The sequence below is a fragment of the Priestia sp. VA7 genome (assembly GCF_055710015.1).
The window spans coordinates 305,418-319,016 of the sequence record NZ_JBVQPN010000004.1 but is presented as its reverse complement, the minus strand read 5'-3'; the positions used below and the strand labels follow the sequence as shown (position 1 = coordinate 319,016).

Here is a 13,599-nt window from a genome sequence, read left to right as displayed (position 1 = left end):
TTCCTTCTCCTTTACAAGAGAATGCATAAAAGCACTTGTGAATATTTGTTATACCAATACCTCTTATTTTCTTTTCTTTCTACAGTAAACCACATATTTTGAGTTATTTCTTTCTTTAAATTTGAAAAAAATGTGTCAGTTTGCATCGAAAATTTTTATTTTTTTACCTTTTTGTTTATAATATAAATTATAAATATTTTTTGAAATTTCAGATCTCTTTAACGTCTGATCTAGAAAGTGCATTTTTTATATAAAATTGGAATGAGTATGGGCTATGCATGCTTGTATACCTAGAAGTTTAAACGTCTTACATTTTTATAAAGGAGAAAAAATGAAAGAGTGTATTGTTTTCATTACAAATATTATTAATGTATTGCACGACGGATTAATTTATATTTTTTATTTACTAGGATTTTCTCTTTCAGATAAAGAACTTCACTTCTGGATTATTGGTATTATTGGACTGCTCACGTTTTTAAGCGTTTATATGATCTTTAAATTATTGTCAAAGTGGAAATTTAGTATTACAGCTATTTCTTTTATCTATACCCTTACCGTTATGCTTGTCTTAGTTTTTGCCATTGAAATTCAGCAAGGAATTACCACCCGGGGCAATATGGAATTTGATGATGCCATAGCAGGTTTATGGGGATTTTTAGTCTTTTTTAGTATTTATATCGCCTTTGCTTCTTTTTTTCTTTTATCCAAGAGGTTGTTGTCTTCGAATAAGGAGAAAAAAATAAAAACCGAGGCCCCTACTCGTAGCCAAAGGCACGTGAATTAATTTCATTTGAGTTTCAAAACGACTTGATGAATTCTTATTCGATTATATCGTTGAACCAAAATAAACGGTACGTTTGCGACAATCGCATAAATAACCATCCAAACACCTATAGAAGGAGAGTTCCATATAAAAAAAAGAATAGAAGGAAGTATGCTGATCCAGTGAGTTAACTCTGCTCGATTTGTTTCAATTAAAAAAAGCTGTGCATATTCCTTCGTTCTACTCTTCCATTTCTTTTTATAAAATCCTCGTTTAAATAGCTTTCCTGCATCAGGAAGCCACGTTTTCCATCGGTGCACCCCGAATTTTTTATATATCCCAACTGTTTCCCAGCTTTGAACCTTAAACAGCGCAAGGTCCTTCTTTAAATAAAAGGCAGAAATTTTTGTGCATTTGTAGGCGATCAACATGTGAATCACAAACCATGCCATGATATTAATTAAGAGCTGAGCACCTGTCATTTTATCACTTTCTTCTTTTTTTCTTCTTCTATAGATATGCTGCGTTCTTTCCATTTAACTTGCTTTCTCACCGCCGTTTGGACGAAAGACCATACGAATAGGCCCAGAAAAAACAGTACATGAATAGGAAATAAGCACAAAGAAAAAAAAGTAAACGAACCTATTTTTCTTAAGCTATTAAATAAGAGGCTTACATAGCAAACATAGCTGCTAATTGCCAAGCCTGCATGTTGATTCCATAGAGTAGGTAAAAAAAGGATATAATTAATCATGCTAGTAAGCCACAAGCTTACTAGAAATAAATAAATGGCTTCCGTTTTCCCCGCACCTGAAGCAAAACTTTTACTCCACCCTCTTATAAGGCCTTTCATACCATTTGGATACATGCGCATGGAAAGAGCTCCCTGTCCGCTCATACACGTAATAAATTCACCTTGTTTGTTCATTTTCTCAACTAGCGCCATATTTTCAACCACTTCTTTTTTTATCCCTTCGTGGCCTCCGCTTTGAAAGTAGGAGGCTGCGCTGCAAAGCAAGCACTGCCCGAAACCGACAGAAGGACTTTTCCAATTTTTAAAGGGATGAAACGCGCCAATCGATGCAAACGTAACATAGTGAAATAAAGCAGAAAACATTTCATAAGGCCTCTTAACAAGGTGATAAGGATGAACCGATAGCACACCCCCTTGCTGTTGATAATAGAAAAACACTTTTTCAATTCCGTCGTTCTCTACTGTAATATCAGCATCTAAAAACAAAAGCACCGAGCCTTTTGCTTCTCGTGCTCCATTCCAGCATGCCCATGACTTTCCTAGCCACCCAGCTGGAAGTGCGCCCGGTTGCACTATTTTTACGCCAAATGCTTTGGCTACCCTCTCAGTATTATCTGTTGAGTTGTCATCTACAACAATCACTTCAAAGTCAGCGTTCCGTAACTGGAGTGACTGCAATAAAAAGGTAAGGTTTCTTTCTTCATTTCTAGCTGGAATAATAATGGACAAACATGACATATCGTTTCTTACTATTTTTACACGTTTAAATGTAGGGATAGTGATGACAAGCGTACCTGTCAAGACAAGAGCAACCAGTAAAAAAGACATCCTTTTCTCCTTTCCTTCACGTATGAAAATTAGCGAACTGGACAAAATAAAAAGTTGTAGACCAATTTTTATTTTGCGTGAAGTCATTTTATACACATTGTTGACAACTGGCTTTTGTTTTATAAGGAGGAAAAAGATGAAAAAGAAAGTAATTGTTGTAGGCGCAGGTTTAGGTGGTCTGTCAGCTGCTATTCGTCTGTCAGCTGATGGATATGATGTAACAGTCGTTGAAAAAAGCGAGCGAATTGGCGGTAAGTTAAATATTCGCAGCGGCAAAGGATTTTCTTTCGATACGGGACCTTCTATTTTAACAATGCCGTGGGTGCTAGAGCAGCTGTTTGAAAGTGCAGGCCGCAATATCCACGACTACTTAACAATAGAACGAATTGAGCCTCAGTGGAGAACTTTTTTCCAAGATGGAACACAAATTGATTTGACCAGTGACCTTCCTCGCATGCTTCAGCAGCTTCAAGAACTTGCTCCAGAAGACATTGAAGGTTTTTTTGACTATTTATCTTATGCAAATAAAATGTATGAATCGAACTTAAAAAGTTTTTATAAAAAAAGTTTATCTGGACTGCACGATTTACGAACGATGCATACGGTAAAAGAACTGCTTCAAATGGATCCAATGAGATCTATGGATTCTACTACACGCAAATATTTTTCAAACAAACATTTGCGTCAATTGTTTAATTTTTTAATTATGTATATCGGTTCTTCTCCTTACCATGCACCAGCTGTATTAACACAGCTCGCTCACGTTCAGCTAGGATTAGGTATTTATTACGTAAAAGGCGGAATGTACAAAATCGCTGAAGCGATGGATAAGCTCCTTCAAGAACTTGGCGTCACTGTGCATCTAAATACGTCAGTAAAAGAAATCACAACAAGCGGAGCAAAGGCAACTGGAATTTCACTAAAAAATGGCGAGAATCTATCAGCAGATATTGTGGTATCTAATCTAGAAGCAATTCCAACTTACCGCTATTTATTAAAAAATCATACGCAAGCAGCTAAGCAAACTCAGCAGCTTGCTAAATTCGAGCCTACCGTTTCTGGCCTTGTTCTTTTATTAGGGGTTAACAAACAGTACAAGCAGCTTCAACATCATAATTTCTTCTTTTCAAAGGATCAGAAAGAAGAGTTTGATACAATCTTTAACAAAGGTCAAGTAGCCATGGATCCGACAATTTACATTGGCGTATCGTCTAAATCAGACCCTACGCAAGCTCCTGAAGGAAAAGAAAACCTGTTCGTTCTTACTCATGTACCTCCCTTAAAGGAAGGCGACGACTGGGCTGCATTAAAAGACCGCTACCGTGATGTCGTATTGAAAAAGCTTGAGGCAATGGGATTAGAAGACTTACGTTCAAGCATTGAGTTTGAATATACGTTTACTCCTAATGATATCCAAGAGCTTTACGGTGCTAACGGCGGGTCCATTTATGGCGTAGCAACTGACCGTAAGAAAAATGGAGGTTTTAAAATTCCGGCAAGAAGTCAGCTTCTTTCTAACCTTTATTTTGTGGGCGGCTCTACACACCCTGGAGGCGGCGTGCCAATGGTGACATTATCAGGTCAGCTTACAGCGGACGCAATTAATGAAGATTTTCAGGTTCCTCGTATGCAAAAAGATATTGGATAATGAAAAAGTGCAGGAAATTCCTGCACTTTTTTAAAAGTTCATTTTTGACTGTCCACCGTCTACGTTTAACGTCGCCCCCACTATCCATGAAGCTTGAGAAGATGCCAAAAAAACAACGGCGTTTGCCACTTCTTCCGGCTCTCCAAAGCGCCCTGCTGGTATTTCATTTTCAACAAACTGCTTAATCTTCTCCGGATTTTCATCCATTCTTTTTTTCCAATTACCCGTTTCATGCAAAATGCTTCCCGGCGCTACTCCATTTACACGAATTCCTTTAGAAATCATTTCATCTGCAAACGACTTTGTAAAGCTGATAAGCGCTGCTTTTGCGTTATTGTAAGTGACTTTCCCTCCACTTTCTCTTCCGAAAATAGACGTCACATTAATGATTGCCCCATCTTTTGTCATACGAGCTGCTGCTAGCTTGCTCAAGTGGACAGCTGAAAAATAGTTAAGCTCCATCGCTTCTTTGAAAAGGGATAAATCTGTTTCCATGGCCTTGCTTCCATTACTTCCTCCAGCGTTATTAATTAAAATATCAATACTTCCGAAGTCTTTAATGAATTTCTCGATTAATGCCACTCTGTCTAATTCGTTTGTTAGGTCTGCTGTATATGTACGTACGTTTTCTAATTCTGACTGTGCATCCTGTAACGCTTCCTCTCCTCTTGCCGCAATTCCAACGTTTGCTCCTTCTTGAATAAACGAGGCAGCAATAGCCTTCCCAATTCCTTTTGACCCACCGGTAATAAGTACATTTTTATTTTGCAACTGTAAATCCACACGTATCCCTCCACGTTAAATGATAATTACTATACTTTCTATCATAGCTCACTGCATGTCAAAATTAAAATCATATACTGTTTTACCTTTTTACTCCTTTTAAATCACCGCGTTTTATGGATACATTCTTTGAATTTATTGTCAGAAGCCTTAGCAAAAACAAGCCACGGCGTGATATAATGCTTTTTGGTGTAAATGTTTTCAAATTGGGGGTTTTTTAATGCAACAAACGTTTTCAACGTCTCAAAAAGTTAAGCAGTTCGTTTTTATTTTATTTCCGATATTGGTCACCCAGTTTGGAATGTTTTCAATGACTTTTTTTGATACGATGATGTCAGGAAGGGTAAGTGCAGATGACTTGGCAGGGGTAGCAATTGGTTCAAGCTTATGGGTACCTGTTTTTACAGGGCTAAGCGGAATTTTAATGTCTATTACGCCAATTGTTGCACAGCTTGTCGGAGCTAATCAAAAGAAAAAAGTTCCGTTCTCCGTCATTCAAGGGCTTTATGTCTCCATTTTAATGGCCGTTGTTATTATTTTAATCGGCTTTTTTGTTGTTGATCCTATTTTAAAAGGGATGAATTTAGAAGCAAACGTAATGCGCATTGCCAAACAGTATTTAATTGCTTTATCTTTTGGTATTATTCCGCTTTTTATTTATACGGTTTTACGAAACTTTATTGATGCTTTAGGGCAAACTCGTACGTCTATGCTTATCACCATTTTAGGGCTTCCGGTTAATGTAGCTTTAAACTATGTATTAATCTTCGGTAAGCTGGGCTTCCCCCACTTGGGTGGAGTAGGCTCTGGTTATGCAACTGCCGTTACGTATTGGTGCATACTCATTGTATCCATTGTAATTATTCATAAAAAAGAACCTTTTTCTAACTTCGATTTATTTAAAAGATTTCATCGTATCTCTTTTCCTACTTGGAAAGAAATATTAAAAATTGGTTTACCTATCGGTTTTTCGGTCTTTTTCGAAACAAGTATTTTTTCAGCCGTCACGCTGTTTATGAGCTCATATAATACCATTACGATCGCTTCTCACCAAGCAGCTATTAATTTTGCCTCATTTCTCTATATGATTCCGCTGAGTATTTCTATGGCTTTAACGATTGTTGTGGGATTTGAAGCAGGTGCTAAGCGTCATCAAGATGCACGAAGCTATAGCAGGATCGGTGTAACTATCGCTGTTGGCATGGCTTTTGTTTGCGCAGGTCTTTTATTTACTCTGCGAGAATCAGTAGCTTCTTTGTATACAAAAGATGCAGAGGTACTCGCATTAACTTCTCATTTTTTGATTTATGCAATTTTCTTTCAGCTTTCTGATGCTCTTCAAGCTCCTATTCAAGGCGCTCTACGAGGATATAAGGATGTAAATGTTACCTTTTTAATGTCCTTGGTATCTTATTGGGTAATTGGTCTACCTTTAGGCATTGTTTTAGCAAAATACACCGATTTGCAGGCGTTTGGCTATTGGATTGGACTAATTGCGGGGCTTGCTGCAGGAGCAACAGGACTTGCGTATCGTTTGATAAAAATACAAAAAAAGCAGCTGCTAGAGGAGAATAAATCTTCTCGAACGGCTTAATCAAAAAAAGAACGTTCTCAAAAGAACGTTCTTTTTTAGTTTAAAAATGGATTGATACTCTTCCTTATACTAAGGCCTAAAACTTCTTATTTATTTAAGGTACGCTCTAACTCTTGTAAAAGCTGTTCCGCACCTTTTTTACTTAACACAACGTTTCCATTCCCAAAGGTTAAGTTTTCACGCGTAATTTCCCCAGTTACTAAGCAAGCACCATACGGGCTATACTTTTGTAAAATAATAATATCTTCATCAACATATATTTCTACTGGATCACCTGTGTTGATATTTAAAATGCGGCGCAATTCAATAGGAATTACTACGCGACCCAATTCATCTACTTTTCTTACAATTCCTGTAGACTTCATAAAATCCATTCCTTTCATAGTAAACAAATAATATCTTCTCGATACAAATCTAGTCAAATTCGTCAGAGTTGCTAAAACCAAAATGCTTGAATGATGGTCTGATAACGGTTTATAAGTTCTTAAAATATGGCAAATAACGTATTAAATAGATTTATATACACTTTGTATCATATCAATTCGTACACTATTTATGAATAGTGCATAATCTTTAAAATCGAATTCATCCATATATGTTAAAAGTGTGTATTTTATCCATAATATAACTATATATCCATCTTTTACACTACTTTGTACCCATTTTATAACTTTTATTCCGACATAAGACGACAAAATCAGCTATAGAAAAAACGTGTCTTTTCTAACTAAAGACACGTTCATTTGGACCCGAAGTTGTCACGAATAGCTTTTTGAATCATAGCTTCACACCGCTCCAGCTCTACTTTTAATTGTTTTTTATATAATTTAGCTTTCTCTTCTCCCTCATTTGTAAATGTATAATAAACCACTTCTTGAAGCTTCATTCCTTCTTTTTTACGCTTCACCTGTTTGAGGACACCGTCTTCAATCAAGTCATGAAGAGCTTTGTATACCTCAGAATGATTAGGTTTGAACCCAAAAGGGCGAAATTCATCTCTCAACACATCTAATAACCGAAGGCCATACAGACGCTCTTGCTCCGTCATTGTAATCATATATAATTTTAAGAAAGCACGTTGTTTTAATAGAAAACCACTGGATGTACGCTTTTCTCTCATCTCAACTTCCTCCTTCACATACTTGCTTTCATTCAGGATAATAGAAAGCTCTATACGTAATTATACTTTTTTTATTCTACATAATCCTTCTTTTTCACTCAAAATCTCTTTTTTTTCTCACATTTTTTCACTTATTTACGTGTTTTTCTCATTTTTTGTAAGCAGGCATTGAATTTTCTTTTTTTCATATATATAGAAGGAATTTACGTGAATATAAGGAGGGTTTCCTTTGAGTAAAAAATATGAAGAGATTGATTGGGGTTCGATTCAGCATAAGGTAGAAGATATGCTTGGAAATCACTTTTGGAGCGATTTAAATCACATCTTGCCCAAGCGATTTCCAAACGTCGACTTATATGAAACTGATAAAGAAGGCATTATTGTCGTTGAGGTTCCTGGACTGCATTCAACTAACGACATTCAAATCAAGTTGGACGCAAATATATTAACAGTTGAAGGAAACGTTCCTTATGCTTATGAAGCATCTAAACAAAAGTTAAAGCTCAACGAGCGCCATACAGGCGTATTTTCTCGCACGGTCAAACTTCCTTTTCACTACACAGACGAACCAGTTCGCGCTAAGTACAAAAATGGATTATTGGAAATTCGACTGAATAAGATAGAAAATGATCAAACCATTGCTATACAATTTGAAGATGATTAACTGCACGTAACAAAAACCCTTCTGTTAGCAGAAGGGTTTTTGTTAGAGCGCTGAACTTAACACAATGTTTCCTTTTGGCGTCTTATTATTCGCGTTCGGTTCTAAAGTAATTGCCATAACATCCCACTTTTCAGTCTGTTCTTTTTGGCTCATCGTATAGACCACTGTCCCGTTTCCATTTTTATCTGTTACAAAAGCACCTGCCGGATGAGGCTTATCACCTTTTATGAGCCACACCTGATAGACTTCATTCCCCTTTACGTTTTTCAAGTTATTCGCTTGAATAACCACATTTAGATTTCCACCCTTTTTCGTAAGAGATGCTGTTGCTTCGCCAGAAACGTTCGGCTCTGCCTGCAGCTTCATTGTTTTTTCAGATGTAAGAGGTTCGTTTTGAGGAGCAACCGAAACATTTGGCTCTTGTTTGCCTTTGTCTCCATCTTTCAACAGAAAGTAGCTGTTTCCTGCAAGAGATAAAAGAAGTGCCGCAGCTAATCCAATAATGATGGACTTTTTATTTGATTTCTTAGACGCAGCATGTTGTTTTTCATTTTTTAAAGCGATTGGTTCCCTCTTTGTCTCGCCTTGTTCTTCTTCGAATACATTCGCAAGTATTCGCTGTTTCATTTCTGGCGGAGGAGATTGTTCTGGTGTCAAATACGTTAGATCTCCAAGAACTTCCTCTAGCTCTCTTAGTTCTTCTTGACAGCTTTGACAGTTTTTCAAGTGCATTTCAAACTCTTTTTTCTCATGGGAAGTCAACTGATCATTATAGTAATCAATTAGTTTATTGCACATACTCATGAATCAGCTCTCCCTTCTGCATCAGTACCTAAATATGTTTTTAATTTCCGCAACGCTAATCGCACCCTACCCTTTACTGTTCCTAATGGGATTTGCTGCTCTTCTGCTACTTTTTGCTGCGTTAATCCCTTAAAATAAACGGATTGAATAATCTTTTTTTGGTCTTCAGACAATTTTGATACAGCGTGCCGTACTCTCTGCTGTTCTTCTTTCCACTGAAGCTGCTCGTCAATCTGAGGATAATCATCTTCAATAAAATCAAAAATTTCTTCTGAGAAAATAGGATCGTTTTTTCTTTTTCTTACAATATCAATCGCGGTGTTTCTTGTAATCGTAAACAGCCATGATGAAAACTTCCCTTTTTCATCGCTGTAAACTCCCTTTCCTCTCCACAGCTTAATAAACACTTCTTGAACAGCTTCTTCAGCAATATCAGAGCTATTTGTTAACCGGTATATAAACGAATAAAGAATTCGCTCATACTTGTCATACAGCAGTTCAAGGGCTTTTTTGTCTCGTTCTTTTATTCTATTGTATAAGACAACGTCGTTTTGCTCTTTCATACCCTTCTCCTTTAACTCTTATGAGTCCTTATTATATAATCGAATTACCTTTGAATTTGGATCACTTTCACATCTTTTAAACGTACCTTTATTTTTCAAAAATGACAAGTAATTATACTTTTTGTATGGAATAGGAGCGAAATCGTCCGATGAAACATTTAATTCTTTTTGATGGTATATGTAATTTATGTAATAGCAGTGTTCAATATATTATTAAACATGATGAACAAGCTTTGTTTTCTTTCGCTTCTCTTCAATCAGATTTCGGAAAGCAGCAGCTAGCCTCTCACGGCTTGCTTCCTGAGCAATTAGACAGCATTGTATATATTCATGGAAACCAAAGATATGTAAAATCAACGGCTGCTTTAAAAATCGCCAAGCGCTTAGATGGACCCGTTAAATTTTTATATGCTTTCATTATCATTCCTGCGCCTATTCGAGATATAGTATACAACTGGATCGCTCGCAATCGATATAAGTGGTTTGGCAAACAGCAGCACTGCATGCTCCCAACTTCTGATACGAAAAAGCGGTTTGTTGATGACTAAAAAAGTTTGGGACATAGAGAAAAAAACAGTTTCAAAGAGGAATATATGTGTGTTAAGGAAGTCTATTCATTAAAAAATCCGAACTGATTCAACATTCCAATGAAAGAATGCTGAACTATAGTTCGGATTTTTCAGCTAACATATGGTTGTACGAGTTTTTTTAACTTCCACCCATTGCTTTTTTATTCGTTGCTTCAATTGCCTGCTTTATTATTAGGGAGAAGTCTTGTTCTTTCATCACTTTTAACCCTTCGGCAGTAGCGCCGCCTGGAGTTGTTACTTGCTCTCTTAAAGACGCAGGATCTTTGGTTTCATGCAGCATTTGTACAGAGCCATACATCATTTGAATAACTAAATCTTTGGCTGTTTTTTCATCCACACCGTAAGCAGTAGTTGCATCAATTAACGATTCTGCAAAATAATATAAAAACGCAGGTGCACTGCCGGTTACAGCCGTTAGCTCATGTACTTCTTTCTCTGAACATTCATGCGCTTCACCAATTCCTTTTAAAATCATTTGAAGCACTTCTTTATGCTCTTTTGTGGCAAAAGTTCCAAGTGTATACAGTGACATCGAGTGTCTAATCATAGCAGCTGTATTTGGCATAATCCAAGCGACAGGCGTATCCTGCGGAAGGTGATTTTCTAAGTAACTCGGACCAACTCCTGCCGCTAACGTTACGACAAATTGTTGGTTTAAATGAGTCGAAAGTTCCTTGAGCACGGAAGGATGGGCCTCGGGAGGCATCGCTAAAATAATAACATCCGAATTGTCAACTTCTTGACGCCAATTTTGCGTCGTTTGTACGGCGTACGTTTTTTCAACACGCTGTAACCGCTCAATATCTCCGTTGTTTGACATCACCACTGCCTCAATACTGTCAGCGCTGCTCGTAACCAAACCAGCCGCTACAGCTTCAGCCATTCGTCCTGCTCCAATAAATAAAATTCGCTGTTTTTTCATCTGTTACTCCCAGTTATATGTCCAGAATTCTTCTCTAGTTAATAAACGTTCCATTTGCGGATAGTCAGATAAGCGGTCGAAGTCAATTGCGTTCATCATTCCTTCTGTTTGAGAACGATGGGCTTTTAACGCTTCAATTTTTTTATCTTTCATCGCTGTTACATCAAAAATAACATCTGGTTCTCCAATATGTTCAATACGATCTTTTGAAAATGCATGACACCAAACAACCGGACGCTTTTCTTTCGGCATACGTTTTACCGCTTGAATCGTAGCTGCACCCGTAGCATTATGATCAGGGTGTACCGCAAAGCCAGGGTAATGTGTTAAAATGTGAGTCGGCTTTACATCGTTAATGATTTCTTCAATTTTATCTGCAAAAACATCAATATCAAGAAATTCCAGCGTTTTATCACGAAGCCCTAGCATACGCAAATCTTGAATATCTAAAACGTTCGCTAAATCTAAAAGTTCTTTTTTTCGGATTTGAGGTAAAGTTTCACGGTTAGCAAACAGCGGCCTACCCATATTTCGTCCCATTTCACCTAGCGTAACACAGGCATATGTAACGGGCGTTCCTTTTTGTCTAGCTTGCGTGATCATTCCTGCTGCTCCATATGCTTCATCGTCAGGATGCGGAAATACAATTAATAATCTTTCTTCCATATTCTATTCTCCTCTCTTTTCTCTTATGAAAACGGATGTTCACTTAATTGAAGGGCAACTGCTAAACGACCTTCAAAGTCATGCCCAGCTAGAAGAAGTCGGCCTTCTTCATCAATTTCCCAATCTGTTAATCCCTCTGCATAAATCCATCCTAAATCAATTTGAAGACCTACACGATAAGGACCTTCTCCAGTTATCTTTCCGTTTGAAATAGTGACTTTACCATTGCGAATAAAAGCCCCAACTGTCATTACTTTTTCATTTACGTGTGAAGCATATGCACCGTTTGTCGTTTCAAGGTGTACATATACGTCTTTATTTAAAAATGTTTGTATTTTTTTTTGGACTGTTTCTTTATGAATTGGTTGCACGCTTGTTACTCCTTTCTCATGTTCATAAATTGTATTGTACTAAAAATCATGAGCGAATCCTAATGTTTAGTTCTAGACTTTGAATTTCTTTATTCCATCGTTCATAATCATACATAAATGTTAATTCTTCCCAATTTAACATACTGATTTCTTGAATGTCTATAATAATCTCAGCAAGTTCACGACTAAGCATACCTAGTTCTTTTCCTTCGGTCAGCTTTTTTTTGTAACGATTAAAAGCTGGATCTAATTGTTCAATTTGTGCATAAATTTCATGGATAGAGCCATATTGTTGAATAAGAGGCAGTGCGGCTTTTTCTCCTACACCAGGAACACCCGGAATATTGTCCGATTTGTCACCAAGCAATGCTTTTACGTCCACCCATTGACGAGGATGAATATTATATTCTTCTTGAAAGTGCTTGAAGCCATAAACAAGATCGCCAACCTGCTTTTTGGCAATAATTTGCGAAATATGTTGATCTAGGAGCTGAAGCAAGTCTCGGTCATTGCTATAGATGTACCCTGGACTTTGCTTTTCCTTACTCCACTTGCTTACAAGTGCTCCAATTAAATCATCTGCTTCATAAGAAGACAATGACATTTGATAAATGCCTACTGTGTCAAAAAATTGTTTTAACGTTTCATACTGCTGAATCAGCGGCTCAGGCAGCTCTGCTCTTGTTTGCTTATATAGGGCGTATGTATCTTTACGTTTTGTATCCTCACGCTTAACATCCCAAGCGACGAAAATATGGCTTGGCTCATATTGGTGAATCAATGCATGCATTTTTTGAATCGTTACTCTGAGGGCATTCGTAAATTGGCCCTTACTATTTCTTGTCAACGCTGCTTCATCTCTGCCATAAGAAGTAGCAAAATAACAGCGGCTTAATAAATTAAATCCGTCAATTACTAATAGTGTTTCGTTCACATAGTCACGTCCTTTGAAAACTTTGCTCCTTTAGCTTTTAGAGCAAACATACTATAGCACTTGTTCTTTGCACGCGTCAATGAAGCGCACAAAGCTCAAAACACGCCCATTTTTTTCTCTCAATGTAAATGTAGTATAAAGATGTTAAATTGTTGTTATGATTTATTCGTTTGGCTTTTAGAACTTTTGACTATCCTATAAAATGAGGATGAAAGATCAATCCTACAAATGAAGGTGAAAAAAGTGAATAAAAACACGATGATTAAAACATTAAAAGTTATATCTGTTGTGTCGCTTCTCGCTTTGTTATTTATCATTGCTTATGATCGTTCCATGTCTACATCCATGATTATTTTGTTCAGTTCGCTCATTTTCTTTGTATTTGTACTTAGCGACTTTTTTTTCGATCGCAAGCCGTGGGGATTAAAAGGCCTTCAATTATATATATCACTGATGTTATTCATCATTGCCATTTTTGAAATGCATCAAGTTGTCAGTTCACTTTGCGTTATTTCCATTATGGCTCTACCAAAAGTTATTGACGAATTAGCTTAAGTGTGAATGATAAATGATAAAATCCATGATCACAATGATC

Annotated in this window: 17 protein-coding genes; 6 read left to right on the top strand and 11 right to left on the bottom strand. The window is 37.0% G+C overall.

The genetic code is table 11. From position 1 onward, the window contains the following. Positions 1–331 precede the first annotated feature (331 nt). Positions 332–784: a hypothetical protein gene (locus AC0C45_RS19465; protein ID WP_013082868.1), complete on the top strand. Its 453-nt coding sequence runs from the start codon at positions 332–334 to the stop codon at positions 782–784. Positions 785–786: 2 nt separating this feature from the next. Here AC0C45_RS19465 and AC0C45_RS19460 read toward each other — a convergent pair whose 3' ends face one another. Together AC0C45_RS19460 and AC0C45_RS19455 are read right to left on the bottom strand one after the other, a co-directional pair. After that, positions 787–1,299 (bottom strand): glycosyl-4,4'-diaponeurosporenoate acyltransferase CrtO family protein, encoded by a 513-nt coding sequence (locus AC0C45_RS19460; RefSeq protein ID WP_233335142.1) that lies wholly within the window; start codon positions 1,297–1,299, stop codon positions 787–789. Then, positions 1,242–2,345, bottom strand: a complete 1,104-nt coding sequence (locus AC0C45_RS19455; protein ID WP_472928573.1) for a glycosyltransferase family 2 protein — start codon at positions 2,343–2,345, stop codon at positions 1,242–1,244. The genes AC0C45_RS19460 and AC0C45_RS19455 overlap by 58 nt, the downstream gene beginning before the upstream one ends. Before the next feature lie 136 nt (positions 2,346–2,481). Between AC0C45_RS19455 and AC0C45_RS19450 the strand changes: the two genes are divergently transcribed. Beyond that, on the top strand, positions 2,482–3,993 hold the full coding sequence (locus AC0C45_RS19450; RefSeq protein WP_047932784.1) for a phytoene desaturase family protein: 1,512 nt from the start codon (positions 2,482–2,484) through the stop codon (positions 3,991–3,993). Positions 3,994–4,023: 30 nt separating this feature from the next. On the opposite strand, the gene AC0C45_RS19445 is transcribed toward AC0C45_RS19450, so the two are convergent. Continuing rightward, positions 4,024–4,776, bottom strand: coding sequence for an SDR family NAD(P)-dependent oxidoreductase (locus tag AC0C45_RS19445; RefSeq protein ID WP_047932786.1), 753 nt, complete (start codon positions 4,774–4,776; stop codon positions 4,024–4,026). Positions 4,777–4,996: 220 nt separating this feature from the next. Between AC0C45_RS19445 and AC0C45_RS19440 the strand changes: the two genes are divergently transcribed. After that, the gene (locus AC0C45_RS19440) at positions 4,997–6,370 is read left to right on the top strand and encodes an MATE family efflux transporter (protein ID WP_034652701.1); all 1,374 of its coding nucleotides are present in this window, start codon (positions 4,997–4,999) and stop codon (positions 6,368–6,370) included. 86 nt (positions 6,371–6,456) lie between these two features. Here the strand turns inward: AC0C45_RS19440 and AC0C45_RS19435 are convergent, their stop codons facing one another. Together AC0C45_RS19435 and AC0C45_RS19430 are read right to left on the bottom strand one after the other, a co-directional pair. Further along, positions 6,457–6,735 carry an AbrB/MazE/SpoVT family DNA-binding domain-containing protein gene (locus AC0C45_RS19435; RefSeq protein WP_025752053.1) on the bottom strand — a complete coding sequence of 93 codons (279 nt, stop codon included), beginning with the start codon at positions 6,733–6,735 and terminating at the stop codon, positions 6,457–6,459. 374 nt (positions 6,736–7,109) lie between these two features. Beyond that, a complete protein-coding gene (locus AC0C45_RS19430) occupies positions 7,110–7,490 on the bottom strand; it encodes a helix-turn-helix transcriptional regulator (protein ID WP_013056721.1) in 381 nt (126 codons plus the stop codon). 229 nt (positions 7,491–7,719) lie between these two features. Between AC0C45_RS19430 and AC0C45_RS19425 the strand changes: the two genes are divergently transcribed. Beyond that, a complete protein-coding gene (locus AC0C45_RS19425; RefSeq protein ID WP_013082862.1) occupies positions 7,720–8,154 on the top strand; it encodes an Hsp20/alpha crystallin family protein in 435 nt (144 codons plus the stop codon). A gap of 42 nt (positions 8,155–8,196) precedes the next feature. Here the strand turns inward: AC0C45_RS19425 and AC0C45_RS19420 are convergent, their stop codons facing one another. Further along, the gene (locus tag AC0C45_RS19420; RefSeq protein WP_016763846.1) at positions 8,197–8,958 is read right to left on the bottom strand and encodes an anti-sigma factor; all 762 of its coding nucleotides are present in this window, start codon (positions 8,956–8,958) and stop codon (positions 8,197–8,199) included. Next, entirely contained in the window at positions 8,955–9,521 is a 567-nt protein-coding gene (locus tag AC0C45_RS19415; RefSeq protein WP_016763845.1) for an RNA polymerase sigma factor, read from the bottom strand. The genes AC0C45_RS19420 and AC0C45_RS19415 overlap by 4 nt, the downstream gene beginning before the upstream one ends. A gap of 149 nt (positions 9,522–9,670) precedes the next feature. On the opposite strand from AC0C45_RS19415, the gene AC0C45_RS19410 reads away from it, so the two are divergent. Beyond that, positions 9,671–10,069: a thiol-disulfide oxidoreductase DCC family protein gene (locus AC0C45_RS19410; RefSeq protein ID WP_013056717.1), complete on the top strand. Its 399-nt coding sequence runs from the start codon at positions 9,671–9,673 to the stop codon at positions 10,067–10,069. A gap of 160 nt (positions 10,070–10,229) precedes the next feature. Here the strand turns inward: AC0C45_RS19410 and proC are convergent, their stop codons facing one another. From proC to AC0C45_RS19390, 4 genes are read right to left on the bottom strand one after another with little or no spacing between them, the layout of a single operon-like run. Then, positions 10,230–11,033: a pyrroline-5-carboxylate reductase gene (gene proC / locus AC0C45_RS19405; RefSeq protein ID WP_472928568.1), complete on the bottom strand. Its 804-nt coding sequence runs from the start codon at positions 11,031–11,033 to the stop codon at positions 10,230–10,232. A 3-nt stretch (positions 11,034–11,036) separates the two neighbouring features. Further along, positions 11,037–11,699: a bacillithiol biosynthesis deacetylase BshB2 gene (bshB2, locus tag AC0C45_RS19400; RefSeq protein ID WP_013056715.1), complete on the bottom strand. Its 663-nt coding sequence runs from the start codon at positions 11,697–11,699 to the stop codon at positions 11,037–11,039. Positions 11,700–11,722: 23 nt separating this feature from the next. Beyond that, positions 11,723–12,070 carry a YojF family protein gene (locus tag AC0C45_RS19395; protein WP_013056714.1) on the bottom strand — a complete coding sequence of 116 codons (348 nt, stop codon included), beginning with the start codon at positions 12,068–12,070 and terminating at the stop codon, positions 11,723–11,725. Between the two features lie 46 nt (positions 12,071–12,116). After that, positions 12,117–13,004: a 5'-3' exonuclease gene (locus AC0C45_RS19390; RefSeq protein WP_016763843.1), complete on the bottom strand. Its 888-nt coding sequence runs from the start codon at positions 13,002–13,004 to the stop codon at positions 12,117–12,119. Between the two features lie 243 nt (positions 13,005–13,247). Between AC0C45_RS19390 and AC0C45_RS19385 the strand changes: the two genes are divergently transcribed. Beyond that, positions 13,248–13,559, top strand: a complete 312-nt coding sequence (locus AC0C45_RS19385) for a hypothetical protein (RefSeq protein WP_016763842.1) — start codon at positions 13,248–13,250, stop codon at positions 13,557–13,559. The last annotated feature ends 40 nt before the right edge of the window (positions 13,560–13,599 follow it).

Coding starts and splice junctions, on each gene's coding strand:
- AC0C45_RS19465 (WP_013082868.1), top strand. CDS start 332: ATGAAAGAGTGTATTGTTTTCATTACAAATATTATTAATGTATTGCAC.
- AC0C45_RS19460 (WP_233335142.1), bottom strand. CDS start 1,299: ATGGAAAGAACGCAGCATATCTATAGAAGAAGAAAAAAAGAAGAAAGT.
- AC0C45_RS19455 (WP_472928573.1), bottom strand. CDS start 2,345: ATGTCTTTTTTACTGGTTGCTCTTGTCTTGACAGGTACGCTTGTCATC.
- AC0C45_RS19450 (WP_047932784.1), top strand. CDS start 2,482: ATGAAAAAGAAAGTAATTGTTGTAGGCGCAGGTTTAGGTGGTCTGTCA.
- AC0C45_RS19440 (WP_034652701.1), top strand. CDS start 4,997: ATGCAACAAACGTTTTCAACGTCTCAAAAAGTTAAGCAGTTCGTTTTT.
- AC0C45_RS19435 (WP_025752053.1), bottom strand. CDS start 6,735: ATGAAGTCTACAGGAATTGTAAGAAAAGTAGATGAATTGGGTCGCGTA.
- AC0C45_RS19430 (WP_013056721.1), bottom strand. CDS start 7,490: ATGAGAGAAAAGCGTACATCCAGTGGTTTTCTATTAAAACAACGTGCT.
- AC0C45_RS19420 (WP_016763846.1), bottom strand. CDS start 8,958: ATGAGTATGTGCAATAAACTAATTGATTACTATAATGATCAGTTGACT.
- AC0C45_RS19415 (WP_016763845.1), bottom strand. CDS start 9,521: ATGAAAGAGCAAAACGACGTTGTCTTATACAATAGAATAAAAGAACGA.
- AC0C45_RS19410 (WP_013056717.1), top strand. CDS start 9,671: ATGAAACATTTAATTCTTTTTGATGGTATATGTAATTTATGTAATAGC.
- proC (WP_472928568.1), bottom strand. CDS start 11,033: ATGAAAAAACAGCGAATTTTATTTATTGGAGCAGGACGAATGGCTGAA.
- bshB2 (WP_013056715.1), bottom strand. CDS start 11,699: ATGGAAGAAAGATTATTAATTGTATTTCCGCATCCTGACGATGAAGCA.